This is a genomic window from Bradyrhizobium sp. CIR18, from assembly GCF_014198295.1.
Taxonomy (GTDB): Bacteria; Pseudomonadota; Alphaproteobacteria; order Rhizobiales; family Xanthobacteraceae; genus Bradyrhizobium.
Genome location: NZ_JACIHF010000001.1, coordinates 1,254,615 through 1,278,805, shown reverse-complemented (window position 1 = coordinate 1,278,805; position 24,191 = coordinate 1,254,615). Strand labels below are relative to the sequence as shown.

Genomic DNA, 24,191 nt, shown 5'->3' with positions numbered 1-24,191 from the left:
GGCTCCCGCAGCGTGCGGGGCAGGGGCTCAGTAGCCGAACTGCTCGCGCAAAATGCGTTCTTCCAGGCTGTGGCCGGGGTCGAACAGCATGCGCATCGAGATGCTCTTGTCGGACAGGACCTCGACCCGCCGGACCCTGCGGACCTCCTCATGGTCGGCGACGGCCGCGACCGGACGCTTGTCGTCCTCCAGCACCTCGATCACGACATAGGCGGTGTTGGGCAGCAGCGCCCCGCGCCAGCGGCGCGGGCGGAAGGCGCTGATCGGGGTCAGTGCCAGAAGGGCGGCGTTGATCGGCAGGATCGGTCCCTGCGCCGACAGATTGTAGGCCGTCGAGCCGGCCGGCGTTGCCACGATGATGCCGTCGGCGATCAGCTCGGGCATGCGCTCGCGCTCGTCGATCAGGATCCGCAGGCGCGCCGCCTGCGAGGTCTGCCGGAACAGGTAGACCTCGTTGATGGCGTGGTGCAAATGGACGCGGTCATTGACGTCGGTTGCACGCATCAGGAGCGGATTGATCTCGGATTCATGCGCCGTCTCGAGCCGCGTGCGCAGATCGTGCGTCGCGTATTCGTTCATCAGGAAGCCGACGGTGCCGCGATGCATGCCGTAGATCGGCTTTCCCGTGCGCATGTTCTGGTGCAGCGTCTGGAGCATCAGCCCGTCCCCCCCCAGCGCGACCACGACGTCGGCCTCCCTGGGGTCGCAATTGCCATAGTCCCTGGTGAGCTGGCTGAAGGCGGTCTGCGCCTCGCTGCTCGGGCTGGCGACGAAGGCGATGCGTTCGTATCGCTGGGGCTTGGTCATGGCTTGTCAGGCAGGCCGCTGGCTGGAGGAAGTTCCGCCGGGCTCGTCTATACGAGGTGGCCCTGCATTGTCGAGGATGACCGGGTCTCAAGGCAAACGGGCGATTGTCGATCCGGAGAACAAAACGGGTTGATTTGAGCCGGCCCGGGCGCCTTACTTGCCCATCGGGCCGGTGATCCCGCAAAGCGTCGCAATTCCGCGCTAGCTTTGATGCGCACCGGCTGTGACAGCCGGGCAGGGAGAACGATCATGTTCACGATCTTGCCGACGCTGCGACGAACCGGGCTCGCGCTGGCCGTGTCCGCGGCCGCGCTCGCGAGTGTCGCGCGCGCGGATGATCCGCCGCAGCCGCGCTCCGAGGCGGCATCGCCAGCGGCACAGAAGGGTGGGCGCGCCACCAATCCGCAAAGCGCGACGCAGGCTTCGCCGTCCGCGGCCGAGCCGCACCGTCTCCCCGCGGATTCGACCACGAAGCAGACGCTGGATCTGCCCGGCCGCACCCTCAATTTCGCCGCGACCGCCGGCTCCATCCGCGTGTTCGACGGCAAGGGCGAGCCGCTGGCCGACATCGCCTATACCTCCTACCAGCTCGACGGCGCCGACCGCGCCACGCGCCCGGTCACGTTCCTGTTCAATGGCGGGCCCGGCGCGTCCTCGGCGTGGCTCCAGTTCGGCGCGGCCGGTCCATGGCGGCTGCCGCTCGACGGCGAAGCGCTGTCGCCCTCGGCCTCGCCCGAGGTGAAGCCGAACGCGGAGACCTGGCTCGACTTCACCGATCTCGTCTTCATCGATCCCGTCAGCACGGGCTACAGCCGCTTCATTGCGAGCGGCGAGGACGCACGAAAATCGTTCTACTCCGTCGACGGCGACGTCAACGCGATCGCGCTGGTGATCCGCCGCTGGCTTGAGAAGCACGACCGCCTGACCTCGCCGAAATACGTCGCGGGCGAGAGCTATGGCGGCATTCGCGGGCCGAAGGTGGTGCGCCAGTTGCAGCTCCAGCACGGCGTCGGCGTCAAGGGCCTGATCCTGGTGTCGCCGCTCTTGGATTTCCGCGAGTTCACCGGCACCAGCCTCCTGCAATATGTCGCGACGCTGCCGAGCTATGTGGCGGTGGCGCGCGAGGCAAAAGGGCCGGTCAAGCGCGCCGATCTCGCCGACGTCGAGGCCTACGCGCGCGGCGAATTCCTGGCCGACCTCGTCAAGGGCGAGGCGGACAAGGAGGCCACCAATCGTCTTGCCGACAAGGTCGCCGCGCTTACCGGCATCGACCAGGCGGTGAGCCGCCGGCTCGCCGGCCGTTTCGACGTCGGTGAATTCCGCCGCGAATTCGACCGCAAGAACGGCAAGGTGACGGGACGTTACGACGCCTCCGTGCGCGGCTTCGATCCCTATCCGGATTCGAGCAGCTCGCGGTTCGGCGACCCCTCGGGCGACGCACTCCAGGCGCCGCTGACGAGCGCCGCGGTCGATGTGCTCACGCGCAAGCTCAACTGGCGGCCCGACGGCTCCTATGAAGTCCTGAACGGCAGTGTGGAAGGTCACTGGGATTTCGGCCGTGGCATCAACCCGCCGCAATCGGTATCCGAGCTGCGCCAGATCCTCGCCACCGACGCGAAACTGAACGTGCTGGTCGCGCACGGCCTGTTCGACCTTGCCACGCCCTATTTCGGAACGAAGCGGGTGCTCGATCAGATGCCGGCCTTTGCGACGCAGCGCGTGAAGTTCGCCGTCTATCCCGGCGGCCACATGTTCTATTCGCAAGGCGGCTCGCGGCAGGCGTTTCGCAGCGAGGTCGAGGCGCTGATCAGGGAATAGAGCATGATCCGGAAAAGTGTATAGCGGTTTTCCGATAGGATCATGCTCCGATTAAAGAGGCCTCCGTTTGCGCGGCGGATAGCGGCGCGCGATCTCCTTCGCGACGACGCCTGCGGGCTTGACGTTGGCGCCGGCGATCCAGACCTCGCTGATCCTGCCGCGCTTGTCGCGGATCCGGCGCACCGGCTCGCCATGGCTGGAATAGCCCGCAGCCCAGGCGAGTTTGCCGGTGTCGCGGCCGGTGACCTCGATCTCGGCGGCATCCATGAACGGATTGTTGAATTGCGGATTGGCGACGAGCACGCGGTTGCCTATCGGCACGAGGTCGCTCGCGCCCCAGATCGTCCACCAGCGGCCGGTCCAGTCGCGCAGGCGCCGGTCGGCCGTGCCGCGCGTCTTGAACACGCGCAAGATCTGCATCGCGCCGTCCATCCAGAACGGCGCCGCGCCGTCGATGGAGTTGCTGAGGATGCTGATCGTGAGCTCGCAAGCGGGGATGGCGCAGGTCCGGGAGATGTAGCCCTGAAAGCCGCCGCCATGGCCGAACCAGTCCCAGCCGTCGGTCTTGCCGGCATTGACGCCGAGGCCGTAATAGCCCTCGAAGCTCTGCGGAATGCGCCAATGGTGTCGCGTCATCTCGCGGCGGCTCGCGACCGAGAGCACGCTCTTCTTCGCATTGGGCGCAAGCTGCGCGAAGAAGCGCGCGGTGTCGCCGGCGGTGGCAACGAAGCCGGCGGCGGACGCCATCGCCTGTGCGGGATTGTCGCCGGGGATCACGCATCGCTCGCCGAATGGCAGCTTTCGTGTGTGGCCGCGCGCGAACGACGCGCCTTTGGGTAGCGGCGCGTCCGGCTCGGTTGCGCGCAGGCCCGCAGGCTCGACGATCTCGCGCTTGATCCAGGCTGAGTAGGGCTGCTTGGTCACCGCCTCGATGACGAGGCCGAGCAGGCCAAAGCCGTGATTGGAATATTTGAAGCGGGTGCCGGGCTCGATCGCGGTCGGCAGCTTCAATTCCGCGAGCAACTCTTTCGCGTTGAGATAGGAACGGCGGTCGATGAACTGGCCGGAATCGGCGCCGTCGCGCATCAATCCGGCGCTGTGCGAGAGCACCTGTGCAATCGTGGTCTCGGCGACGCGCGGATGCAGTCCGCCGACATATTGGCCGACCGTGTCGTCGAGCCGGAGCTTGCGCTGCTCGCGCAGCTTCATGATGCCGGCCGAGGTGAAGGTCTTGGAATGGGAGGCGATACGGAAGCGGTGGCGCGGGGTGAGCTTCTCGCCGGTATCGAGATTGGCGAGGCCGAACGCATGCTCGGCGACGATCTCGCCGCGATGGGCGAATGCGATGATGACGCCTGGCTGCTGGATTGTCGTCAGTTGGAATTCGATCCAGGAGCCGATGTAGTCGATCGCGGATCGCAGCCACGGGTCCATTGCACACCAATTTTGCTGGGAAAATCGATGCGAGAGGCTAGCCGAGAAAGCCGAACGGGCACAACCGAAAGGTTGTGCCCGTTCGCTGCATTCGAAGATGCGATTATCTTAGTAGACGAGCGTCGCTCCGGTTGGCTTGTCGAGCGCCGTGGCGAGCGAGCGATACTCGGAGCTGTCGGTGCCGGCGAGCGAGGCGATCTTGTTCAGATGATACTGCGCCTGTTCGCGATTGCCCTGCTCGAGCTGCCAGAGGCCGTAATACTGCCAGGTGCGGACGTGGTTCGGATCGTCCTTCAGCGCCAGCTCGTAATAGACCTTCGACGACTGGTAGTCGCCGAGCTTGCGATAGGAGTAGCCGATCAGGTTGGCGACGTCGGCGACGTCGTCGCGCTTGAGCGACTTCAACTGATCGATCGCGCCGGTGTAGTCGTGGTTGTCGTAGATCGCGGTATAGGCCGTGCGATAGGCGGCGAGGAATTTGGGATCGCTGACCGAAGAGCTCTTCTTCTTGCCCTTCTTGGACGAGGAGTCCGACTTCGGCGGCGGCGAGGGCTCGTCACTGCCGGCGGCATAGGCGCTGGACAGCACCGGCGCGGTCGCCAGCGACATGGCGACCAATCCCGGCACGACAAGCATTGAGAGTTTGCGCATCTAAATTCTCCCGTATGGAACGTGGCGATCCTACACGATTGCCCGAAGACCGGAACACCCGTCTGGCGAAAACATTCCCGCTCCGCACGATCTATTCGCCAGGGCGCGGATGACAAACTTGTCATCCAGATGAACGGAAGCCTGCAGGGGGCTTCAGACAGGGTTCAGCGCGCCGCCCCTAGGCTCCCACCCACGATCGAAGGGTAGGCGAGAGGGCGCCGCCTGAAGATCCTTCCAAGAGGAGACCACCATGCTGAAGACCATTTCCGCAGCCTTGCTCGCAGCTTCCGTGATCGCAGCCCCGGCCTTCGCTGCCGAGGCCGGCAAGACCACTACGGCCCCGATGATCAAGGCGGACCAGAGCCAGACCAAGGCCTCGACCACCGCCGCGAAACCGGACACCGGCATCAAGGCCGATGCCAAGGCGGTCGATGCCAAGACCGACGCGAAGGCCGGCGACGTCAAGCCCGCCGACGTCAAGGCGGACGCCAAGGTGGATAGCAAGTCGAAGGCGCTGAATGCCAACGCAGCGGTCACGTCCGACGAGCACAAGACCGTGCGCACCCATCGCCATCACCACAAGCATCTGTCGGCGAAGAAATCGCTGAAGGCGCAGCCGGACCTGACCAAGCCGGCAACCACCGAGAAGCGCAGCTAACGACTGATCCTCTCGCGGCGGCATCCCAAGCATTGCCCCGCCGCCGCGTCAGGACGTCAGGCCCGGCCCGTCGTCTCGGCGCCTTGCGCGAAAGCGAAAGACGCCGGCGGCGGGACGGTGCGTGCGTCGCAAAGCCCCGGGGACGCGAATTCCCTTTGAGCGACCTTGCGGCTAGAACGTCCCCTTAGTCTGTTCGAGCGGGAGCGGGATCTGTGGGGCGATTGGCGAAACTTGCGGCGAGCTTGGCATCGGTCCTGTTATTGCCGCTGGCGCTCGCGGCATGTTTCGGCAGCGACGGTGATCGTCCAACCATCATCGGTGGGACTCAGGCCGGAGGGCCGCAGCCGTTTCCGGACAATTTCCGCGGCGACATCCCGGCCCTGATGCGCACCTATCTGAACAACCCGGTCGGCGTGCGTGAGGCCAGCATGGCCGAGCCGGTCCAGCGCGAGGTCGGCGGCCGGCAGTTCTATGTGAGCTGCCTGCACTTCACCCCGCGCGAGACCGATGGCAGCTACAAGGCCATGCGGGAACGCGCTGTGATCTTCGTCAACGGACGCGCGGACCGCGTCGTCGACCGTACGAGCGAGCTCTGCGCCGGCGCGGTTTACGTACCCTTTCCGGAACTCGAAAAGATGACGCGGTAGCGCAAAGCCCGTCTTCATCGCCGGGTGCTAGAACGATACTGCCGGAGCCGCGGGATCACATTTCGGCGAGCTTTGAACGGGGCGGTTTGACCTCGCGACAAATTGTTACGGCAGGTGCTGCGCAGACGACAAGAATAGTCGGTGCAGGACGACGGGACGGAACAAAATCGCGTTGTTGCCCCTCCGTCACAGTCACGAGCGATCAACGTTCCGGCATCGCCGCGAAGCAACCCAATTCACGCCACGTTGTTTCCTGAGTGTCGTAAATGAAAGAACGGGGATGATCATGAAATCGATTTTGCTGGGTGCAGCTGCTCTGCTTGCGCTGGCCGCGCCGGCGGCAGCCGCGGACATGCAGCCGCGCACCTACGCCAAGGCCCCGGCCTATACGCCGCCGCAGCTGATTTATAACTGGACCGGTTTTTACATCGGCGGCCATGTCGGCGGCGCGTTTGCCGGCGACAGCAGCTTCCAGTCCAGCGACGCCCGCTTCCTCGGCGGCGTGCAGGGCGGCTTCGACTACCAGTTCGCGCCCAACTGGGTGGTGGGTATCGAGGCCCAGTATTCCTGGCTGCCGACCAACAACAACGGTGTCACGTTCCCGGCGGGCACGCAGGTGACCTCCAACACCGACCAACTCGGGTCGGTGACCGGCCGCGTCGGCTACACCTGGGGTCCGGCGCTGCTCTACGCCAAGGGCGGTTACGCCTGGCGCAATGGCGGCCTGGGCGTCAATGTCGCAGGCGTGCCGCAGGGCTTCACCACCACCGGCAACAGCAAGGACGGCTACACCGTCGGCGCCGGCCTCGAATACATGTTCGCGCCGAGCTGGTCGGCCAAGGCCGAGTACCAGTACTACAATTTCGGCAGCACCACCTTCACCTCCGGCCCGGCCGACATCGTCGGCGTTCGCGGCCGGGAAGACGAGCATACCGTCAAGGTCGGTGTGAACTACCGCTTCGGCTGGGGCGGTCCGGCAGCCTCGCGCTACTGACCCTCCACCGCGACCACGCTCTGGAAAGGCCGGCTCTGCCGGCCTTTCGTTTGTCAGCCTCTTGCCTGTCGGCCCCATGTTTGCTTTGCATGAACCATCTGGCGCGTCATTTGCAGGAAAACATTCCGGCGGGCGCCTTCTCACGCGCGTCATGGGACTTGGGTAAAGCAAAAATAATTTTTGCCGCTTACGGAACTCGCGCTCCGGAAAGCGTTATATGAGAATTACCGGGCTGGTGGGACGACGGACATGCGTATCTTGGTGTCGGCGGTGGTGCTCTCGTGCTTTATCTGCCTGCCGTGCTCTGCACAGACAATCCTCAAATCCGAGCCTTTGATGTTGGCACCTTACGAGGTGGCCTTCGTCAAGGACGCGTCCTGCCCGTCGGGCAAGGTGCTCAAGGTCACCGGCGCGATCCGCGGGCTGCATCGCCGCAAGGCCTGCGTGGCGCTGGCCGGTGAGCAGGCCTCGCTGGCAACCGCAACGCCCTGATCGCTTGGCGGCCTCCGCCGCCAGATCTCACGGATTCAGCTCGAGCTCCATTTTCGACTGGCGGTCGGCCTCGGCCTTGTTTCGAGCGGGGTCCTCACCCTGCGCGACCCGGCAGGGCTTGATCTCGTAGTCGTTGTCGAGCACCCGGCGTGGCCCAGGACGGTCCTCGTCAGCGCTGACGTCGACGACCAGGCCGCTCCTATACGCGAGCTTCCAGACGTCGGCTTCACTCGGATAGACCTTGCTGATCTGGGCGTCGTTGCAGAACAAGGCGTAGGGCATTCTTCCCGCTCCCGGAAAGCGCATTAACGACCTCATGGGCCGGCGGTTCCGGGGGGCAGGCGATCACGGGGCCGTGATCGGGCTGCCGGGCCCCTGAGTCCTTAACGAGTCCTGAATCGGGAAGAAAAGAATCCTTGGGACTCGTTTGGCGGAATCAGCGGATGTTTTCCGCCATGACGAGCGACCTGAAGACCTCCTGCGGGCACATGCTCCTGCCGCTGACGCTGGCGTTATTCGGCGCCTGCGCGGCCAATCTTTGGCTGGTGTGGTCCTGGCTATAGGCCCCTCTGACGGGAGGGGGGCCTTATTTTCTGGCCGGTGGGGCCGGGGAGTCGTGGATGGCGGCGCGCAATCTGGTCAGGGTTTCGGCACAATATTCCTCGCGCTCGCGCTCGAACCGCTCCTGATGCTTGCGGAAATTGGCGATGCGGGCCTGCATCTCGGTGCGGAAATCACCGATCGCCCGCGGTGGCGGCAGAGGCGTGGGTGGGGGCGGTACCGGAGCTTGCGGCAGCTCGATCTCGACTGCGGCGGCCTTCACGGCAACGATTTCGACCGCGACGGTCGTGGCAACCGAGGTCCCGTCCGGCGGAAGGACGTCATCCTTTCTGCCGGTTACCGATTGGACGAAGGCCAGTGTCTGCGCGATCAGCGCGTCGCGTTCCGCGATCCATTTCATGATCCACCTCAGCCGGCCCCATTCCAGCAAAGCGGCTGCGCCGAATCAAGGCGGTAAACAGGGATTGCATATTTTTCCCGGTCACCCGACATTAGTCGGATGGATTCCGGAAAAGAACGGTCGGACGAAGTGGAGGGCCTGAGGCTCATCCGCGCGTTCTTGTCGCTACCGCCCGACAAGCGGGCGGAGGTGATCGCGTTCGTCGAGGAATTGGCGCGTGCGCATGGCCGGCCCGAGGAGGGCACGCAGGCGTCGCCGAGGTGAGCGCTATCGCTGGCGCGGATTGATGTTGGGCTCGAACGGTGCGCCAACCACCCGGACCGGTGTCTGAACCGGTGTCCGGGTGACGTCGATCACGGCTGTCTCCGCGACCCGCTTTTCGGGGGCCGGCGAAAGCATCGGCTCCAACAACGTCAATGTCCCGGCCACGGCGACACAGCACAACGCCACCGTCGCCAGCAGAAACATATTTCGGTTTTCTTCCCTGATCCGCATAGGTCGACAACGGCTGACGCGGAGGCTCGGTTCCGGGCTGGCGATGCCGATCGCGCGACCGAAAACGGGCCGAAGCTTACGCCAGGCTTACGCCCGAGCGCAGAAGGGTTATTTTTGCGTAAGAATACCCGGGCGAATTGAGGTTAAATCTTAACATCCGCCGGTTCCAATGCACGGTGCTGGGATTATCGCCGGCAGCACCATCATTGGACGGCACAAATGAGCTTTTTGAACAATCTGAAGATCGTCTGGAAGGTCGCGTTGATCGTGACCGTGATGGGCTGTGCGATGATCGCCGTCGCGGCCTTTGGCGTGCGCGAACTTTCCGCGACCGTCGACGGTTTCGGCGAGCTCTCCGCCGCGCAATCCTCCTCTCTCAACCTCACCCGCGCCCAGCGCCGCGCCGAGACCTACCACGCGGCGCTCTATGCGGTGTTCACCGAGGCAACCGAGGCGGGCAATGCCAAACGCCTCAAGACCGCGACCCAGAACCGCGACGAAATCCGTCAATTCCTCGATGCGGCCGAGCAGGACGATCCATCGCGTGCCGGCGAGCTGAGGAGCATCGGCGACCAGTTGAAAGCCGCTTTCATCGGCTGCGATCCGGTGCTCCAGGCCGGCTCACAGGCCAGCAGCACGGAAGAGAACGTCAGGGCAGCCGAACGCGCGCACAAGGAGTGCGATCCCCTGATCGATGCGGCCCTGCTGCGCATCGCCAAGTTCACGACCGAAACCGGTCAGGTCGTCGCCAAGCGCAAGGACGCCATCAACCGCGACGCCCACGCCGCGACCTGGACCGTGATCGGCGTCAGCGCCGGCGGCCTGATCCTGGGCATCGCGATCGCGCTGTTCATCGGCCTCAAGGCGATGTCGCAGCCGATCGCCCGGCTCAAGCTCGCCATGGAGGGACTTGCCCGCAACGATCTCAAGACCGAGGTGCCCGAGAAGGACCGGCGCGACGAGATCGGCGACATGGCCAAGACGGTCGAAGTGTTCAAGACCAATGCACTGGAAGTCGAGCGCCTCAAGGCTGCACAGCTCGAAGCCGAGAAGCAGGCTGCCGAGCAACGCCGCCGCGACATGGTCAACCTCGCCGACGGCTTTGAACGTGCAGTCGGCGAGATCATCGACACGGTCGGATCCGCCTCCACCGAGCTCGAAGCATCGTCCTCGACGCTGGCGACCACCGCGCAGCGCGCGCAGGAGCTGACCTCGGTCGTCGCAGTCGCGTCCGGCGAAGCCACCGGCAACGTGCAGTCGGTCGCGACCGCCACGGAGGAGCTGTCCTCCTCGGTCAACGAGATCAGCCGGCAGGTGCAGGAATCCGCGCGAATGGCGGGCGAAGCCGTCGCCCAGGCCCGCACCACGACGGAGCGGGTCAGCGAGCTCTCGGTTGCCGCGACGCGGATCGGCGACGTCGTCGAGCTCATCAACACCATTGCCGGCCAGACCAACCTTTTGGCACTGAACGCCACGATCGAAGCGGCGCGGGCGGGCGAGGCCGGCCGCGGTTTCGCGGTCGTCGCTTCTGAGGTGAAGACGCTGGCCGAGCAGACCGCGAAGGCGACCGGCGAGATCAGCCAGCAGATCTCCGGCATTCAGACCGCGACCCAGGAATCCGTCAACGCGATCCGCGATATCTCGATGACCATCGAGCGGCTGTCGGAGGTGTCTTCGACCATTGCCGCGGCCGTCGAGGAGCAGGGTGCCGCGACCCAGGAGATCTCGCGCAACGTCCAGCAGGCCGCTCACGGCACCCAGCAGGTCTCCACGAACATCACCGACGTGCAGCGCGGCGCGGCCGAGACCGGCTCGGCCTCCTCGCAGGTGCTCTCGACCGCCAAGATGCTGGCGACCGACAGCAACCGGCTCAAGGACGAGGTCGGGAAATTCCTGCGGACGGTGCGTACGGCCTGAGTGTGCGCGGCGGCTTTCATGCCGCGCCCTCGATCAGGCCAGCAGGAAACCGAGCACGAACACGAGCAGCATGGCCGTCATGACGACGGCCGTCACCGCGCCGGCGACGATCTTGGCCTTCTCTGTCGGGGTGGTCGAGCGCATCGGACGCGAGTATAGCGTGTTTGCACCGGAATCTCGACCTTGAGTCCGATCCCATGATCTCCAATCGTCCTCCCGTGCTCGCCCACGAACGCTTCGTCGCCGACCGCGACAACTTCTCGGGGCTAGATCTCGCCGCGCGGTTCGAACGGATCGAGCGGACGAACCTTTGGGGCGCTCCCGACTCGGTGTCGGGCCTCGGCTCGGAGGACTCGGCCACCGCCGCGATCCGGGAGGCGCTTCCTTCGTTGCTGCAACGGCTCGGCGCGCGCTCGCTGCTCGATGCGCCCTGCGGCGATGCCGGCTGGATCGGCCGCGTCAAGCTCGACCTCGATTACATCGGCATCGACATCGTGCGGTCGCTGATCGAGACCAACAACGCGCGTGCGGCGCGCGGCGAATTGTCCGGCCGATTCCTGGTGGCCGATATCACGTGCGATGCATTGCCGCGCGCCGATCTGATCCTGTGCCGGGACTGCCTGGTGCATCTGAGTTTTCAGAACATTGCCCGCGTGATCGCCCGCTTTCGCGAGAGCGGCGCGCAATTCCTGCTCGCCACGACGTTTCCGGAGTGGGAGGAAAACCGCGATTGCGAGGATGGCGACTGGCGCGCGCTCAACATGACGAAGGCGCCGTTCGACTGGCCGGTGCCGCGCGAATTGATCGATGAGCGCTGTGAGGAGGGCGATGGCGGCTGGCGCGACAAGAGCCTCGGGCTCTGGCGGCTGGATGAGTTGCCGGGTCGCGTCCGCACGGCCACGGATGTGTGACAGCTGCGGGCGGAACGTCCATTGCATCAGTGATCGCCCCGGCGATAGACTTTGGGTTGTGGAGCGATCTCGTATCGCGGTGACCTGCCGGAGCCCACCATGAGAGCACGTGCTGTCCTGGCCGCGTTGTTGATCTGGTGCAGCGCGCCGGCGCTGGCCCAGCAGGAGGGGGCCGCGCTCTATGCCGCGCATTGCGCGCAATGCCACGACGGCGATGTGCAGACCCGCGTGCCGGGCCGCGGCGCCCTACAGGCGATGTCGTTCGACCATGTGCTGGCGGCGTTGACCTCCGGCAGCATGGCGGCGATGGCAAAGGATCGCAGCGACGCGGAACGCCGCGCGATAGCGTCCTTCGTCACCGGCAAGATCGCGACCGGCGGCGTTGCGGCCGACGCGGAAGGTCGTTGTACGCAGCAGGCCAGCGGTTTTCCGCAAGCCCTCGACGGTCCGCGCTGGAACGGATGGGGCGTCGACACCAACAACAGCCGATTCCAGCCCGCCGACATGGCGGGGCTGACGGCGGAACAGGTGCCGCGCCTGCGGTTGAAATGGGCCTATGCATTCCCCGGCGCCTCGGTGTCGTTTGCGCCGCCGACCATCGTGGGCGGAATGCTGTTCATCGGCGGCACCGATCGCAAGGTGCACGCGCTCGACGCGCGCAGCGGCTGCACGCTGTGGACGCTGGCGATCGATGCGGCGGTGCGCGCCGCGATCAGCTTTGCGCCGCTTCCTGGCTCCGACCAGTTCGCGATCTTCTTCGGCGATTTGCGCGCCAACGTCTACGCCGTGAACGCGCTGACCGGCGCGCTGATCTGGAAGACGAAGGTCGAGGAGCACGCGGCCGCGCGCATCACCGGAGCGCCGACGCTGCATTCCGGCGTGCTCTACGTGCCGGTGTCCTCGATCGAGGAAGCGGCCGGCTCGCAGGCCAGCTACGAATGCTGCACCTTCCGCGGCAGCGTGGTGGCGCTGGACGCGGCGACCGGCAAGCTGGTCTGGCAGGCCTATACGATTCCGGAAGTGCCGCATCCGACCGGCAAGAGTGCGAGGGGCACGCAGCTCTTCGGTCCGTCCGGCGCCGCGATCTGGTCGGCGCCGACGATCGATGCGAAGCGGGGCGCTGTCTATGTCGCGACCAGCAATTCATACTCCAACCCGCCGGCGGTAACCGCCGACGCGATCCTCGCTTTCGAGCTTGGGACCGGGAAGCTGCTCTGGAAGCAGCAGGCGACGCCGAAGGATGCCTTTGTCGTGGCGTGCTTCACCGCGGACAAGTCCAATTGTCCCGAGGATCACGGACCCGATCACGATTTCGGCCAGTCGCCGATCCTCGTGACCTTGCGCGACGGCAGACGCGTGCTCGTCATCGCGCAGAAATCCGGCGTCGTGCACGCGCTCGATCCCGACGACGGCGGCAAGATCCTGTGGCAGACCCGGATCGGGAAGGGCGGAGCGCTCGGCGGCAGCGAATGGGGCTCGGCCGCGGACGGTGAGCGCATCTATGTCGCCAACTCCGACGTGCGCTTCATGCGTGACGGCACGCGGCAACTCGATTCCACGCAAGGCGGCGGCCTGTTCGGACTTGACCTCGCCAGCGGCAAGATCGCGATGGAAGTGCCGCCGGTCGCCTGCGGCGACCGCCCCAAATGCAGCCCCGCGCTCTCGGCAGCGGTGAGCCTGATCCCGGGCGTGGTGTTCTCCGGCGGCGTCAGCGGCTTCCTGCGCGCCTATGCCACCGACGGCAAGCTGCTCTGGGAGTTCGACACCGCGCAGGATTTCAAGGCCGTGAACGGCGTCCCCGCCCATGGCGGCGCGATCGACGGCCCCGGGCCGGTCATCGCCGGCGGCATGCTTTACACCAATTCCGGCTACGGCCAATGGAGCGGCGTCGCCGGCAACGTGCTGCTGGCGTTCGAGGTGGGGACGGAGTGAGCGTCACGAGTTCGCTCTCGTGTCCCGGACGCGCTGCAACGCCTTCAGCGTTGCGGCGCTGAGCCGGGACCCGGAAAGCGGCACGGAGGAATGCGGCGCGATGGGCCCCCGCTCTGCAGCGCATCGCCGAAGAGGCGCTGCACTGCGTCCGGGGCACAGGTCGGGGCTGCTTCGTCAACCTCGTCATCGGCGCCTCCCTTTCAACTTGCATCCCGACCAACGAGGAGAGAATTCGATGATCGATGCCAGATGCAGCTGCGGTGCTCTCGCGCTGTCGCTTCCGGAACCATCGCGCTTCGTCGTCGCCTGTCATTGTGTTGATTGTCAGCGACGAACCGGCGCGCCGTTCGGCGTCGGCGCCTTCTATCCAGTGGAGACCGTCACCATTACAGGGACGCCAAAGCCGTACGTCCGGACAGCCGCAAGCGGCGGCAAGGTCCGCAGCTATTTTTGTCCCGAGTGCGGCTCGACGGTCTATTGGCAGGCCGAGAATTTGCCCGCGATGATCGGCGTCGCCGTCGGCGCGATCGCAAATCCGGATTTTCCGCCGCCGATCAGATCGGTGTTCGAGCAGTCGAAACATGGCTGGGTGGAGATGTCAGGTGCCGAGCACTTCCAGCAAGGCAGCGCGCCGAAGCATTCGAGCTGAGAGCTGTACGCCAGACGCTGGTGCCGGCTGAGGGGATTGAACCCCCGACCTTCGGTTTACAAAACCGCTGCTCTACCGCTGAGCTAAGCCGGCGACGCCTGGAGGCGGGCAGGGCCGGCATGGGCCGGGGTGTCCACCCGTTGCGCGCCGCAATACCAGACTTGATCGGAAAGCGCCACAACCGGAAACGTCGTGGCCGCAGGCATGAATCAGGCGGCCCGAAGGCCGCCTGATCTCTCGCATCGATTTAGACCGCCTTATTGGCAGATGTGCCGGCGGCCGTCTGCGCCCTTGAACCAGGTGCCGGGCGTGCAGACGAAGCCGTTACGCTGGGCGTAGGTGCGGGTGTCCCAGCCACGATTGTCCCAGCCGCGGTTGTCCCAGCCGCGGTTGTCCCAGCCGCGGTTGTCCCAGCCGCGGTTGTCCCACGAATTGTCGTAGGCGTAGGAATTGTCCCAGGCGCGGAACGGCGCGCTGGCAATCGCGCCCGCGGTGCCGATCGCGGCGCCGGCTACGCCGGCCGCGACGTCGGTCGGCCAGAAGCCGGTGCGGCTCCTGTTCCAGTCATTATTCCAGTCGCCATTGGCCTGACGGTAGGAATTGGTTTGACGATAGGACACGCGGCGATGGCGGTATCCGCTATCGGTGTAGGGATTTCCGGGGCCGAGATTCTGGCAATTGGCGTTGGGGAATTGTGCCGAGCAGCGGCCGGGATTGGTGACCACCGCCTGCGCCATTGCCGAGCCTGCCAGCATGGTCGCCGCAATCGCCGTCGCTCCAAGAAGTTTGATGTTCATGGTTGTTGGCTCCCATTTTGTTGACGGGGGCTAAACGCTTGCGGCGCCGGACGTTCCGATGAAACCGGTGGATTTTCTCGCAAGCGGCGGTCAAACCGATGTGAGCAGCCCCGGTTCCGCTTGGCGAAGCCACATGCCATTAATGCTTCGCTAGTCCGCCTTGCAGCATTTGAGTGGCGCGCAGTCCTTACACATTAGGCTTACCGGAATTTGGTGAGCGGGCCTTAACCCTCTCTGCGCCGCGATCGGATAGGTTGCCGCCGCATAACCGGGGTCCCCCTCATGCGCGTTGTGGCGCTCGCTGCCTTTCTGATCGGACTGCCCGCGACGGCGTTTGCCGACGGCGGCTTCGATATCGTCGTTCCCGGCCGGCCCGGCGTGCCGATCATCATCAACAACATCGACGCGTCCTATGCCGTGGTCGAGGGTGTCTGGGGCCTGGGTAAGAACCAGCAGGTGCAGCCCACTATTTATGGCGGGCGCTATATCGCCGAGCGGCAGCCTGCCGACGTTGGCCATTATTATCCGACGCTGGGCCTGCGGCCCGGCTACGGCCGGCTCGAGGTCGAGCCGCCCGCGAACCGAAAATTGCCGAAGCCTGCCGAGAGCTACCACCAGAGCTGGGGTGCGCAATCGGCGCCGCTGCCGCCGCAGATGGACGTGCCCGTCGATCCGCCGCCGGTGATCCTCGCGCCTGAAATCAACGATCGTCCGCGGCCACCGCGACCGCGGCCGCATGTCCAAGTCCCCGGCAAGCCGCCGGGTTAAGAAACGTCAAAATTCAACAAACGAAAATCAACAGGAGAGAGTAATGCGTCAAATGATTTCGGGACTGGTTGCGGCGGCTGCCGTGATGTTCGCCGCCACCGGGCCCGCTGCGGCCTGCGGCTTCACCAGCTGCGCGCCCGTCGCGCCGGTCTATACCGGCTGCAACACCGGCTGCGGCGGCTATGGTTATGGATACGGCTATGGCTATGGCTATGGCTATGGCGCCTATGAGCGTCTCGCCGAGCCGACCACGCAGTACTACTACGTCAACCAGGGCCCGACCTATACCGGCCCGGGCGCCTTCGCGCCGTATCCGACCTACCGTGAAGACGCCGTCGTCGCGCCCGCCAATTACGGCTACGGCTATCGCGCCGCCGTGGCTCCCTATCACCGCCCGTACTACCGTCCGTATCGCTACGGCTACGGCCCGCGCTACGGCTATCTGCCCCGCGTGCACTACGGCCACGGTCCGCGCTACGGCTACGCCCATCGCCACGCGCCGGCGCCGTACTACGGCGGCCACCGCGTGCTGCGCCGCTATTACTGATCTCTGATCGGTTGAGCTAACGAGACGCCCGTTCGCGCGATGCGGACGGGCGTTTTGTTTTTTTGCGACGTGCGCGTGGTCGCGATTGGAATCGATCGGGGCTGTCAGCCCGCCTGCGCCTGCCGGCTACGGCGTGGCAGCCTTCGCTCGCTTCGCTGAATGATGTTCTGGATTGGCTTGCCGAGCCGTAGCTCGCGAAGCGAGCGAAGGCTGGTGGGGGAGGCAGGACTCGAACCTGCGAAGCCATGAGGCGGCTGATTTACAGTCAGCTCCCTTTGCCACTCGGGACACTCCCCCGCTCGACGGCAGCACAATCGGGCCGGACCTTGCCGGCGACCGAAGACGGCCATGGAACGTGAAGGCCGCGACAGCCCGGATGGGGGCGCGACCGGGCGCGGTTATGGGCGATCCGGTGGGGCAAAGTCAACCGAGGCGAACAGCTAAAATCGCCTCCCAAGCCACCCAAATTGCCATATTCCGGGACCCGTGACACAAGCGAGCCCATGAAGGACAAAAAATTCACCTCTAGGGGTCCCCGCGGCGGGGCTAAGCCCTTCAACAGGCCCGGGAAATCGGGCGGCCGGCCGGCCTGGCGCGACCGCGATTCGCACGCCGACGGGCCGGTCATCCTCTATGGCTGGCACACCGTCACCATGGCGCTGGCCAATCCGGAGCGGCAGATCCGCAAGCTGACGCTGACCGAGAACGCCGCGAAGCGACTTGCGGACGAGAACATCGAGACCCGCGTCACGCCTGAGATCGTCCGGCCGCAGGAGATCGACCGTCTGCTCTCGCCCGATGCCGTGCATCAGGGCCTGCTTGCGGAAGCCGATCCTCTGCCTTCGCCTGATATCGAGAGCTTGAAGCAAGAAGGCATGGTGCTGGTGCTCGACCAGATCACCGATCCCCACAATGTCGGCGCCATCCTGCGCTCCGCCGCAGCATTCGCGGTGAAGGCGATCGTCACCACTGCCCGCCACAGCCCGGAAGCCACCGGCGTGCTCGCCAAGGCCGCCTCCGGCGCGCTGGAGCTGGTGCCAATGGTGACCGTGCAAAACCTCGCGCGCGCTCTGACCACCCTGAACGAAATCGGCTTCCAGACCGTCGGGCTGGACAGCGAAGGCAGCGCGGATCTCAGCGACGTCGCGCTGCGCGAGCCGCTCGCGCTGGTGCTGGGAGCCGAAGGCAAGGGGCTGCGGCAATTGACCCGCGAGACCTGCAGCGTCGTGGCGCGACTCGACATGCCCGGTGAGATCAAGAGTCTGAACGTCTCGAACGCCGCCGTGCTCTCGCTCTATGTCGGCGCGAGCCGGCTCGGGTTGATGAAGTAGGCGGCTGCGTCAAGTCGCTACCTCATCATCTCCCGCACCATCGGTACCACCTTGCGCCCATAAAGCTCGATGCTCTTCATCAGCTTCTCGTGCGGCAGGGGCCCCGCCGAGTACTTCAACTGAAACCGCGAAACACCAAGTGTCTTCGCCGTCCTGGCGATCTTGCGCGCGACCGTCTCCGGCGATCCCGCATAGAGCGAGCCGTGCTCGACCTCGTTGACGAACTCGTCGCGGCCCATCGGGGGCCAGCCGCGTTCCTTGCCGATGCGGTCGCGCATGGCCTTGTAGTCGGGCCATAGCTCTTCGCGCGCCTCTTCATCCGTCTCGGCGACATAGCCGGGCGAATGCACACCGATCGGCTGCGCGGGGCGCCCGAATTCCTTGGCGGCGCGGTGATGGAGATCGACGAAGGGCCTAAAGCGCGCGGGATCGCCGCCGATGATCGCGAGCATCAAAGGCAGGTCATAATGCGCGGCACGCACCACCGATTGCGGACTGCCGCCGACGCCGATCCAGGTCTTAAGCCGGCCGTCCTCGACCGGGGGATAGACCAGCTGATCCCGCAGCGGCGGACGCAGCTTGCCTTCCCAGCTCACCGGCTTCTGCGACAGCAGTGCGGCGAACAGGTCGAGCTTCTCCTCAAACAGCTCTTCGTACTTGCGCAGATCGAAGCCGAACAGCGGAAAGGATTCGGTGAACGAGCCGCGGCCGAGGATCACCTCGGCGCGCCCGTTGGAGAGCGCGTCCAGCGTCGCGAAGCGCTGGAACACGCGGATAGGATCGTCCGAGCTCAACACCGTCACGGCCGAGCCGAGATGGATGCGCTTGGTGCGCGATGCGATCGCGGCGAGCACGGTCTCCGGCGAGGAGATCGCAAAATCGGCGCGATGGTGCTCGCCAAGGCCGATGAAGTCGAGGCCAAGCTCGTCGGCCAGCACCGCTTCGTCGACGACATTGCGGATCACCTGCGCGTGCGGAAGCATCGCGCCTGCGGCGTCCCTGGTGACGTCGCCAAAAGTATCCAGTCCGAATTGAAGCGATGCGGTCATCGGTGAGGTCTCTGCGGACGCAGCTTGCGCTTGTCGCTGTGGGAGGGGATCGTTTGCGGTGGAGCTAGGCCCCGGCGGCCGGTGCAACAATGCTGCTTCGAGAAACCCACCGTTTCCTTTTTGGATGGTGTCAGGCCTGTGCCCGAGTATTCAGTCGGACTTGGCGAACATCTCGACCAGGGTCTCGCGCAGCCAGCGCTGCGCCGGCACGGTGTCGTTGCGCTGGTGCCAGAACAAGCTGACGATGCGCGGCGGCGCCTTGAGCGGCAGCGGCATGGCGTGCAGGAACGGCGCGTGGCGGGATTGCGAGCGCAGATCGCTCGGCAGCACGGCGATCAGGTCGGACTGGCGCACCACCTCGTAAGCGGCGCTGTAGTGGTTGACGGTCGCGACCAGATTGCGCGACAGACCGCGAGAGGCGAGGAAGAGATCGTAGGACGGCAAGGTCTTGCCGGCGAGGCTCACATCGACATGGCCTGCGCCGAGGAAGCTGCGCGTGCTCAGCCGCTTCTGGGCGGCGAGCGGATGGCCGCGCCGCATGAAGCAGGCGTAGTCGACCGTCCACAACGAGCGCGAGCGGATGGCGGCCGGCTGCTGCGCCTCGTTGACATAGACGCTGAGCACGCAATCGACGCGATTGTCTTCGAGCTGATCGGCGATCTCCAGGATGGTGTTGGGAACGGTGTGCACGCGCGCCTTGGGCGCGACCTTGCCGAAATGGCCGAGGAGGTTCGGCATCACCAGCGAGGCGACGTAATCCGACATCGACAGGCTGAACTCGGTCTGCGCGCGGCGCGGATCGAACACCTGCTCGTCGAGCGCGCCGCGGACGCTTTCGAGCGCCTCGCCGATCGGCTCCCACAACACCACGGCGCGCTGGGTCGGACGGATGCCGGTGCCGGACCTGACGAACAGGGGATCGCCGAGCGCGTCGCGCAGCCGTGCCAGTGCGTTGCTGACCGCGGGCTGCGTCATCAGCAGCGCGTTTGCAGCGCGCGTGACGCTGCCCTCGGTCATCAGGGCTTCGAAGACTTTCAGCAGGTTGAGGTCGAGCGATCGAAACGACAGAACATTCACCGTGGTGATGTATGGGATCACGATTATAAATTATGACGATAATATCTCTTTGTCTATGGTTCCCCCAGGGACTTGCGGATGCCGGGCCGCCGGACAGAGGGGACTTACATGTCGATGATCTCGGCGCGCATCGAGCGCCTGCCATTCGCACGCTTCCACACGCATCTGCTGTTGATGGGCGGGCTCGGCTACATGTTCGACGCGATGGACGCAGCCGTGCTGGCGTTCATCCTGCCGGTGCTGCGCACCGCCTGGAATCTGACGAGCGTGCAGATCGGCGTGCTCGGCAGCAGCACCTATATCGGCTTCCTGTTCGGCGCGTTGCTGGCGGGCACGCTCGGCGACCTGATCGGCCGCCGCGCGGTGATGATGTCGGCGCTGGCGCTCTATTGTGCCGCATCGATCGTCAGCGCCGCCGTGGACAGCTGGCCGTCCTTCTTCGCCGCCCGCGTCGTCGCGGGCATGGGCACCGGCGCCGAGAGCGCGATCATCGCGCCTTACCTCGCCGAGTTCGTGGCGCGGCGCTTCCGCGGCAGCTTCACCGGCGCGCTGGCCGGGTTCTTCTCGTTCGGCTTCGTCGCAGCGGCCTTGCTCGGCTACTTCATCGTGCCCGCCTCTGAGAACGGCTGGCGCATCGTGCTGGTCATCACCGCCGTGCCGGTCGTCATGCTGTTGTGGTGGCGCAGGGCGTTGCCGGAATCGCCACGCTGGCTGGAAAGCCGGGGCAGGGCGAAGGAAGCCGAAGCCGTGCTGGACAAGATCGAAGCCGGCTTCGCGCGCCAGGGGCATGTGCTGCTGCAGCCGGTCGTCGATTTAGTCAGCCCGCCCGTCGCCGGGGGCACGTTGCTTGCCAATTTCGCGGCGCTGCTCGACGGCCGGCAGGCGCGCATCACCGTCATGACCTGGATCATGTGGCTTGCGATCACCTTCAGCTATTATTCCTTCTTCGTCTGGATCCCCGGCCTTCTGGTCCAGAACGGCATGAGCATCACCAAGAGCTTCGCCTATTCGATCGCGATCTATTGCGCGCAGATCCCCGGCTATTTCAGCGCCGCCTGGTTCAACGAGCGCATCGGCCGGCAGGCCACCATTGCGTCCTACATGGTGCTCGGCGGCATCAGCGCGCTCGGACTCGCCTTCGCGCAGAGCGACCAGCACATCATGGTCGCGGGGATTCTGCTGTCGTTCTTCATGAACGGCACCTATGCCGGCGTCTATGCCTATACCGCAGAGGTGTTCCCGACGCCGGTGCGAACCACCGGCGCCGGCCTTGCCTCGGCGATCGGCCGCATCGGCGCGATCGTCTCGCCGATCCTGGTCGGCTACCTCTATCCCAATTTCGGCTTTGCCGGCGTGTTCGGGATCACCACCAGCGTTCTGCTGATCGGAGCGCTCACCGTCGTGGTGATGGGCGTGCCGACCCGCGGCCGTTCGCTGGAAGACATCGCCGCGGGCGAAGTCGCATGAGGGAGACGACACGCCGGGCCGATCCGCTGCTCAACGCCGTGGCGGCGGCGCAGGGCAGGGCGGATCAGCCGGAGGCGCTGTTCTCGGCATTGGACGACGCCTTGAAATCGGCGATCGGGCACAAGCTGTTCACGATCCTGACTTATGACGACGACACCGGGGAAGCGGCGCGGACTATTCCAATCTCCCCGGGCCTTACCCGACGGGCAGACGCAAGCGGCTCGCGGCGGGACCATGGACCGAGGCCGTGCTCGACCGCGGCGAGGCTTATATCGGCCGCACCCTCGATGATCTGCGCACCGTGTTCGCCGATCACGAGCTGATCGCTTCGCTCGGCTGCGAGAGCGTGCTCAACATACCCGTGCGCTGGCGCGGACGCACACTCGGCTCGCTCAACCTGCTGCATGAAGCGGGCTGGTACGGCGCGGACGATGCCGCCGCGTGTCTCCCGTTCGCCCAGCTCGCGCTGCCCGCGCTGCTCACACAATCCTGACCGGACAGGAAACGACCATGCCCAGCACCCTCTTCAAGAATGCCGCTCTGCTCGATCCGCTTCAGCCGGATTTGCTGGAAGGCCATCACGTGCTGGTCGAGGACAATGTGATCAAGGAGGTCTCGGACCGGCCGCTATCCATCTCGGCCGACCGGACCATCGATCTGAACGGCAAGACCCTGATGCCCGGCCTGATCGACCTGCACGTTCACGCGATCGCGGTGGAGCTCAACCTGGCGCAGCAGGTGCACATGCCGAACGTGCTGGTGACGCTGCGCTCGACGCTGCTGCTGCGCGGCATGTTGCGCCGCGGCTTCACCACGGTCCGCGACGCCGGCGGCGCCGGCCATGCGCTGAAGCAGGCGATCGACACCGGTCTCACCGACGGCCCGCGGCTGTTCGTCTCTGGCCGTGCGCTGAGCCAGACCGGCGGGCATGGCGACATGCGGGCGCGCTCGGATTATCTCGCGAGCGACGCGCCATGTCCGTGTTGCGTGCGGGTCGGCGCGCTGGCGCGCGTCGCCGACGGCGTCGACGGCGTGCGCAAGGCGGCGCGCGAGGAGCTGCAGATGGGCGCCGACCAGATCAAGATCATGGCGTCCGGCGGCGTCGCGTCACCGACCGACCCGGTCGGCGCCTTCGGCTACTCCGAGGACGAGATCCGCACCATCGTCGAGGAGGCGCGCGGGCGCCAGACCTATGTGCTCGCCCATGCCTACACCGCGGCGGCCATCGAACGCGCGGTTCGCTGCGGCGTGCGCACCATCGAGCACGGCAATCTGGTCGATGCCAAGACCGCCCGCCTGATGGCCGAGAAGGGCGCCTATGTGGTGCCGACGCTTGTCACCTATGAGGCGCTGGCCAATGAGGGCGAGCAATACGGCCTGCCGCCCGAGAGCGTCGCCAAGATCGCCGACGTCCGCGACGCGGGTCTCCGTTCGCTCGCGATCTATCGCGACGCCGGCGTGAAGATGGGGTTCGGCAGCGATTTGCTCGGTCCGTCGCAGCGCCTGCAGAGCGATGAATTCCGCATCCGCGCCGAGATTCTCGGTCCGCGCGCGGTGATCGCCAGCGCCACGGTGATCGGCGCCGAGGTGCTCGGCATGGAGGGCAAGCTCGGCCGTATCGCGCCCGAGTCGATCGCGGACCTGCTGGTGGTCGACGGCAATCCGCTCAGCGACGTCGCCTGCCTGCTCGGTCAGGGCGAGCATATTCCGCTGGTGATGAAAGCGGGCAAGGTCCAGTTCGACCGACTGAACGCGTAGTTGCCGCCACGTCACGGGCATCTTCGCCCGTTTGCGCGTCCTATGTCGAGATGCGCACGACCATCTTGCCGAGCGCCCCGCGCGTCTGCATGGTCCTGAACGCTTCCCGGAAGTCGTCCAGGGCAAAGACGCGACCGACCACAGGCTTCAGCTGGCCGTCGGCAAGCCAGCCCGTCAACTGCGACATCAGGCGCTTCTGCACCTCGGGCTCGCGCACGGGAATCTGCGCGAGATCGACACCGAGCAGGGCGCCACCCTTCAGCAGTGGCAGATTGAACGGCAATGCCGGGATCGCGCCGGCGGCAAAACCGACCACGAGATGACGGCCACGCCAGGCGATGGAGCGAAAGGCCTGCACCGAGACGTCCCCTCCGACCGGGTCGAAGATCACGTCGGCACCGTGTCCGCCAGTCAGTTCCTTCAGCGTGTCGCGCCAGCTGGTCTGCGTGTAGTCGATCACAGCGTCGGCGCCATGTTGTTGGGCGAAGGCGCGCTTGTCCGGTGTCGATGCTGCCGCGATCACACTGGCGCCAAGCAGCTTGCCGATCTGGACTGCCGCGATTCCTGTGCCGCCAGCTGCGCCCAGCACCAGCAGCTGTTCGCCTGCGCAGAGCGAGGCGCGTGCGCTTAGCGCATAGAGCGCGGTCAGATAATTGGCGCGAAACGAGGCGGCGACTTCGGCCGCGACGCCGTCGGGCAGGGGATGGAGCGCTTCGGGCCTGACGACGATCTCTTCGGCCAGCGCGCCCGAGCGCGTCATCCCCATCACGCGCATGCCGGGTTGATAGCCGCCGGGGGCGCCGGGCGCGTCCGTCACCACGCCCGCGAACTCCGTCCCGGGAACGAAGGGCAGGGGATCCCTGGTCTGATAGCGTCCCTCGATCTTCAACCCGTCGACGAAGCCGATCCCGGCGGCTTCCACGCGGATGCGCAATTGTCCCGGTTCCATGGACGGGGGCGGGACGTCCTTCAGTTCGATCTGATCGATCGGTGCGTATTGCTCGACGACGACGGCTTTCATGTCGGACCTC

26 protein-coding genes and 2 tRNA genes are annotated in these 24,191 nt (G+C 65.7%); 16 read left to right on the top strand and 12 right to left on the bottom strand.

The window, feature by feature from the left end:
* Window positions 1-27: 27 nt before the first annotated feature.
* Window positions 28-807: an NAD kinase gene (locus tag GGD65_RS06340; protein ID WP_018322166.1), complete on the bottom strand. Its 780-nt coding sequence runs from the start codon at window positions 805-807 to the stop codon at window positions 28-30.
* Between the two features lie 249 nt (window positions 808-1,056).
* Here GGD65_RS06340 and GGD65_RS06335 point away from each other — a divergent pair, with 249 nt between their 5' ends.
* Window positions 1,057-2,625, top strand: a complete 1,569-nt coding sequence (locus tag GGD65_RS06335) for a S10 family peptidase (RefSeq protein WP_183234677.1) — start codon at window positions 1,057-1,059, stop codon at window positions 2,623-2,625.
* A 51-nt stretch (window positions 2,626-2,676) separates the two neighbouring features.
* Here GGD65_RS06335 and GGD65_RS06330 read toward each other — a convergent pair whose 3' ends face one another.
* Window positions 2,677-4,059, bottom strand: a complete 1,383-nt coding sequence (locus tag GGD65_RS06330; RefSeq protein WP_183234676.1) for a serine hydrolase — start codon at window positions 4,057-4,059, stop codon at window positions 2,677-2,679.
* 108 nt (window positions 4,060-4,167) lie between these two features.
* The gene (locus GGD65_RS06325) at window positions 4,168-4,710 is read right to left on the bottom strand and encodes a tetratricopeptide repeat protein (RefSeq protein ID WP_092260345.1); all 543 of its coding nucleotides are present in this window, start codon (window positions 4,708-4,710) and stop codon (window positions 4,168-4,170) included.
* A 250-nt stretch (window positions 4,711-4,960) separates the two neighbouring features.
* On the opposite strand from GGD65_RS06325, the gene GGD65_RS06320 reads away from it, so the two are divergent.
* The 4 genes from GGD65_RS06320 to GGD65_RS40945 all read left to right on the top strand — a co-directional run bounded on the left by GGD65_RS06320 (window position 4,961) and on the right by GGD65_RS40945 (window position 7,501).
* Window positions 4,961-5,368 carry a His-rich protein BRANT gene (locus GGD65_RS06320; RefSeq protein WP_183234675.1) on the top strand — a complete coding sequence of 136 codons (408 nt, stop codon included), beginning with the start codon at window positions 4,961-4,963 and terminating at the stop codon, window positions 5,366-5,368.
* A 212-nt stretch (window positions 5,369-5,580) separates the two neighbouring features.
* Window positions 5,581-6,015, top strand: coding sequence for a hypothetical protein (locus GGD65_RS06315; protein WP_183234674.1), 435 nt, complete (start codon window positions 5,581-5,583; stop codon window positions 6,013-6,015).
* A gap of 286 nt (window positions 6,016-6,301) precedes the next feature.
* A complete protein-coding gene (locus tag GGD65_RS06310; RefSeq protein ID WP_183229926.1) occupies window positions 6,302-7,009 on the top strand; it encodes an outer membrane protein in 708 nt (235 codons plus the stop codon).
* A 249-nt stretch (window positions 7,010-7,258) separates the two neighbouring features.
* Window positions 7,259-7,501, top strand: a complete 243-nt coding sequence (locus GGD65_RS40945) for a DUF6719 family protein (RefSeq protein WP_018322173.1) — start codon at window positions 7,259-7,261, stop codon at window positions 7,499-7,501.
* Window positions 7,502-7,528: 27 nt separating this feature from the next.
* Here the strand turns inward: GGD65_RS40945 and GGD65_RS06300 are convergent, their stop codons facing one another.
* Entirely contained in the window at window positions 7,529-7,783 is a 255-nt protein-coding gene (locus tag GGD65_RS06300; RefSeq protein ID WP_183234673.1) for a hypothetical protein, read from the bottom strand.
* Between the two features lie 304 nt (window positions 7,784-8,087).
* Complete coding sequence (locus GGD65_RS06295) at window positions 8,088-8,462, bottom strand: hypothetical protein (protein WP_183234672.1); 375 nt, start codon at window positions 8,460-8,462, stop codon at window positions 8,088-8,090.
* 99 nt (window positions 8,463-8,561) lie between these two features.
* On the opposite strand from GGD65_RS06295, the gene GGD65_RS06290 reads away from it, so the two are divergent.
* A complete protein-coding gene (locus GGD65_RS06290) occupies window positions 8,562-8,726 on the top strand; it encodes a hypothetical protein (protein ID WP_018322177.1) in 165 nt (54 codons plus the stop codon).
* A gap of 3 nt (window positions 8,727-8,729) precedes the next feature.
* Here GGD65_RS06290 and GGD65_RS06285 read toward each other — a convergent pair whose 3' ends face one another.
* A complete protein-coding gene (locus tag GGD65_RS06285; protein ID WP_018322178.1) occupies window positions 8,730-8,930 on the bottom strand; it encodes a hypothetical protein in 201 nt (66 codons plus the stop codon).
* Window positions 8,931-9,176: 246 nt separating this feature from the next.
* On the opposite strand from GGD65_RS06285, the gene GGD65_RS06280 reads away from it, so the two are divergent.
* From GGD65_RS06280 to GGD65_RS06265, 4 genes are all read left to right on the top strand, one after another.
* Window positions 9,177-10,874 (top strand): methyl-accepting chemotaxis protein, encoded by a 1,698-nt coding sequence (locus GGD65_RS06280; RefSeq protein ID WP_183234671.1) that lies wholly within the window; start codon window positions 9,177-9,179, stop codon window positions 10,872-10,874.
* Between the two features lie 197 nt (window positions 10,875-11,071).
* Window positions 11,072-11,785 (top strand): class I SAM-dependent methyltransferase, encoded by a 714-nt coding sequence (locus GGD65_RS06275; protein WP_183234670.1) that lies wholly within the window; start codon window positions 11,072-11,074, stop codon window positions 11,783-11,785.
* Between the two features lie 99 nt (window positions 11,786-11,884).
* Window positions 11,885-13,717 (top strand): PQQ-binding-like beta-propeller repeat protein, encoded by a 1,833-nt coding sequence (locus GGD65_RS06270; RefSeq protein WP_183234669.1) that lies wholly within the window; start codon window positions 11,885-11,887, stop codon window positions 13,715-13,717.
* Window positions 13,718-13,952: 235 nt separating this feature from the next.
* On the top strand, window positions 13,953-14,366 hold the full coding sequence (locus GGD65_RS06265) for a GFA family protein (RefSeq protein WP_183234668.1): 414 nt from the start codon (window positions 13,953-13,955) through the stop codon (window positions 14,364-14,366).
* 18 nt (window positions 14,367-14,384) lie between these two features.
* Here GGD65_RS06265 and GGD65_RS06260 read toward each other — a convergent pair.
* Window positions 14,385-14,459, bottom strand: a tRNA-Thr gene (locus GGD65_RS06260).
* A 164-nt stretch (window positions 14,460-14,623) separates the two neighbouring features.
* The gene (locus GGD65_RS06255) at window positions 14,624-15,163 is read right to left on the bottom strand and encodes a hypothetical protein (RefSeq protein WP_183234667.1); all 540 of its coding nucleotides are present in this window, start codon (window positions 15,161-15,163) and stop codon (window positions 14,624-14,626) included.
* A 282-nt stretch (window positions 15,164-15,445) separates the two neighbouring features.
* Here GGD65_RS06255 and GGD65_RS06250 point away from each other — a divergent pair, with 282 nt between their 5' ends.
* Both GGD65_RS06250 and GGD65_RS06245 read left to right on the top strand, forming a co-directional pair.
* A complete protein-coding gene (locus tag GGD65_RS06250) occupies window positions 15,446-15,931 on the top strand; it encodes a hypothetical protein (RefSeq protein ID WP_179734391.1) in 486 nt (161 codons plus the stop codon).
* A gap of 43 nt (window positions 15,932-15,974) precedes the next feature.
* Entirely contained in the window at window positions 15,975-16,478 is a 504-nt protein-coding gene (locus tag GGD65_RS06245; protein WP_183234666.1) for a hypothetical protein, read from the top strand.
* A 211-nt stretch (window positions 16,479-16,689) separates the two neighbouring features.
* Here GGD65_RS06245 and GGD65_RS06240 read toward each other — a convergent pair.
* Window positions 16,690-16,775: transfer RNA gene (locus GGD65_RS06240), tRNA-Tyr, on the bottom strand.
* A 206-nt stretch (window positions 16,776-16,981) separates the two neighbouring features.
* On the opposite strand from GGD65_RS06240, the gene rlmB reads away from it, so the two are divergent.
* Window positions 16,982-17,809: a 23S rRNA (guanosine(2251)-2'-O)-methyltransferase RlmB gene (gene rlmB, locus GGD65_RS06235; RefSeq protein WP_183234665.1), complete on the top strand. Its 828-nt coding sequence runs from the start codon at window positions 16,982-16,984 to the stop codon at window positions 17,807-17,809.
* A gap of 17 nt (window positions 17,810-17,826) precedes the next feature.
* Here rlmB and GGD65_RS06230 read toward each other — a convergent pair whose 3' ends face one another.
* Together GGD65_RS06230 and GGD65_RS06225 are read right to left on the bottom strand one after the other, a co-directional pair.
* Window positions 17,827-18,858 (bottom strand): LLM class flavin-dependent oxidoreductase, encoded by a 1,032-nt coding sequence (locus tag GGD65_RS06230; RefSeq protein ID WP_183234664.1) that lies wholly within the window; start codon window positions 18,856-18,858, stop codon window positions 17,827-17,829.
* A 150-nt stretch (window positions 18,859-19,008) separates the two neighbouring features.
* Window positions 19,009-19,956, bottom strand: coding sequence for a LysR family transcriptional regulator (locus tag GGD65_RS06225; RefSeq protein WP_283806125.1), 948 nt, complete (start codon window positions 19,954-19,956; stop codon window positions 19,009-19,011).
* Between the two features lie 87 nt (window positions 19,957-20,043).
* On the opposite strand from GGD65_RS06225, the gene GGD65_RS06220 reads away from it, so the two are divergent.
* The 3 genes from GGD65_RS06220 (at window position 20,044) to GGD65_RS06210 (ending at window position 23,160) form a co-directional block, all read left to right on the top strand.
* Entirely contained in the window at window positions 20,044-21,402 is a 1,359-nt protein-coding gene (locus GGD65_RS06220; protein WP_183234663.1) for an MFS transporter, read from the top strand.
* 247 nt (window positions 21,403-21,649) lie between these two features.
* Window positions 21,650-21,895 (top strand): hypothetical protein, encoded by a 246-nt coding sequence (locus GGD65_RS40080; protein ID WP_246783198.1) that lies wholly within the window; start codon window positions 21,650-21,652, stop codon window positions 21,893-21,895.
* Between the two features lie 17 nt (window positions 21,896-21,912).
* Window positions 21,913-23,160, top strand: coding sequence for an amidohydrolase family protein (locus GGD65_RS06210; RefSeq protein WP_183234662.1), 1,248 nt, complete (start codon window positions 21,913-21,915; stop codon window positions 23,158-23,160).
* A gap of 40 nt (window positions 23,161-23,200) precedes the next feature.
* On the opposite strand, the gene GGD65_RS06205 is transcribed toward GGD65_RS06210, so the two are convergent.
* Window positions 23,201-24,181: an NADPH:quinone oxidoreductase family protein gene (locus GGD65_RS06205; protein ID WP_183234661.1), complete on the bottom strand. Its 981-nt coding sequence runs from the start codon at window positions 24,179-24,181 to the stop codon at window positions 23,201-23,203.
* Window positions 24,182-24,191: the final 10 nt, after the last annotated feature.

Bases quoted from the DNA above. Each gene is read 5' to 3' on its own strand.
- GGD65_RS06340 (WP_018322166.1), bottom strand. From the start codon at position 807: ATGACCAAGCCCCAGCGATACGAACGCATCGCCTTCGTCGCCAGCCCG.
- GGD65_RS06335 (WP_183234677.1), top strand. From the start codon at position 1,057: ATGTTCACGATCTTGCCGACGCTGCGACGAACCGGGCTCGCGCTGGCC.
- GGD65_RS06330 (WP_183234676.1), bottom strand. From the start codon at position 4,059: ATGGACCCGTGGCTGCGATCCGCGATCGACTACATCGGCTCCTGGATC.
- GGD65_RS06325 (WP_092260345.1), bottom strand. From the start codon at position 4,710: ATGCGCAAACTCTCAATGCTTGTCGTGCCGGGATTGGTCGCCATGTCG.
- GGD65_RS06320 (WP_183234675.1), top strand. From the start codon at position 4,961: ATGCTGAAGACCATTTCCGCAGCCTTGCTCGCAGCTTCCGTGATCGCA.
- GGD65_RS06310 (WP_183229926.1), top strand. From the start codon at position 6,302: ATGAAATCGATTTTGCTGGGTGCAGCTGCTCTGCTTGCGCTGGCCGCG.
- GGD65_RS40945 (WP_018322173.1), top strand. From the start codon at position 7,259: ATGCGTATCTTGGTGTCGGCGGTGGTGCTCTCGTGCTTTATCTGCCTG.
- GGD65_RS06300 (WP_183234673.1), bottom strand. From the start codon at position 7,783: ATGCCCTACGCCTTGTTCTGCAACGACGCCCAGATCAGCAAGGTCTAT.
- GGD65_RS06295 (WP_183234672.1), bottom strand. From the start codon at position 8,462: ATGAAATGGATCGCGGAACGCGACGCGCTGATCGCGCAGACACTGGCC.
- GGD65_RS06290 (WP_018322177.1), top strand. From the start codon at position 8,562: ATGGATTCCGGAAAAGAACGGTCGGACGAAGTGGAGGGCCTGAGGCTC.
- GGD65_RS06285 (WP_018322178.1), bottom strand. From the start codon at position 8,930: ATGTTTCTGCTGGCGACGGTGGCGTTGTGCTGTGTCGCCGTGGCCGGG.
- GGD65_RS06280 (WP_183234671.1), top strand. From the start codon at position 9,177: ATGAGCTTTTTGAACAATCTGAAGATCGTCTGGAAGGTCGCGTTGATC.
- GGD65_RS06275 (WP_183234670.1), top strand. From the start codon at position 11,072: ATGATCTCCAATCGTCCTCCCGTGCTCGCCCACGAACGCTTCGTCGCC.
- GGD65_RS06270 (WP_183234669.1), top strand. From the start codon at position 11,885: ATGAGAGCACGTGCTGTCCTGGCCGCGTTGTTGATCTGGTGCAGCGCG.
- GGD65_RS06265 (WP_183234668.1), top strand. From the start codon at position 13,953: ATGATCGATGCCAGATGCAGCTGCGGTGCTCTCGCGCTGTCGCTTCCG.
- GGD65_RS06255 (WP_183234667.1), bottom strand. From the start codon at position 15,163: ATGAACATCAAACTTCTTGGAGCGACGGCGATTGCGGCGACCATGCTG.
- GGD65_RS06250 (WP_179734391.1), top strand. From the start codon at position 15,446: ATGCGCGTTGTGGCGCTCGCTGCCTTTCTGATCGGACTGCCCGCGACG.
- GGD65_RS06245 (WP_183234666.1), top strand. From the start codon at position 15,975: ATGCGTCAAATGATTTCGGGACTGGTTGCGGCGGCTGCCGTGATGTTC.
- rlmB (WP_183234665.1), top strand. From the start codon at position 16,982: ATGAAGGACAAAAAATTCACCTCTAGGGGTCCCCGCGGCGGGGCTAAG.
- GGD65_RS06230 (WP_183234664.1), bottom strand. From the start codon at position 18,858: ATGACCGCATCGCTTCAATTCGGACTGGATACTTTTGGCGACGTCACC.
- GGD65_RS06220 (WP_183234663.1), top strand. From the start codon at position 20,044: ATGTCGATGATCTCGGCGCGCATCGAGCGCCTGCCATTCGCACGCTTC.
- GGD65_RS06210 (WP_183234662.1), top strand. From the start codon at position 21,913: ATGCCCAGCACCCTCTTCAAGAATGCCGCTCTGCTCGATCCGCTTCAG.
- GGD65_RS06205 (WP_183234661.1), bottom strand. From the start codon at position 24,181: ATGAAAGCCGTCGTCGTCGAGCAATACGCACCGATCGATCAGATCGAA.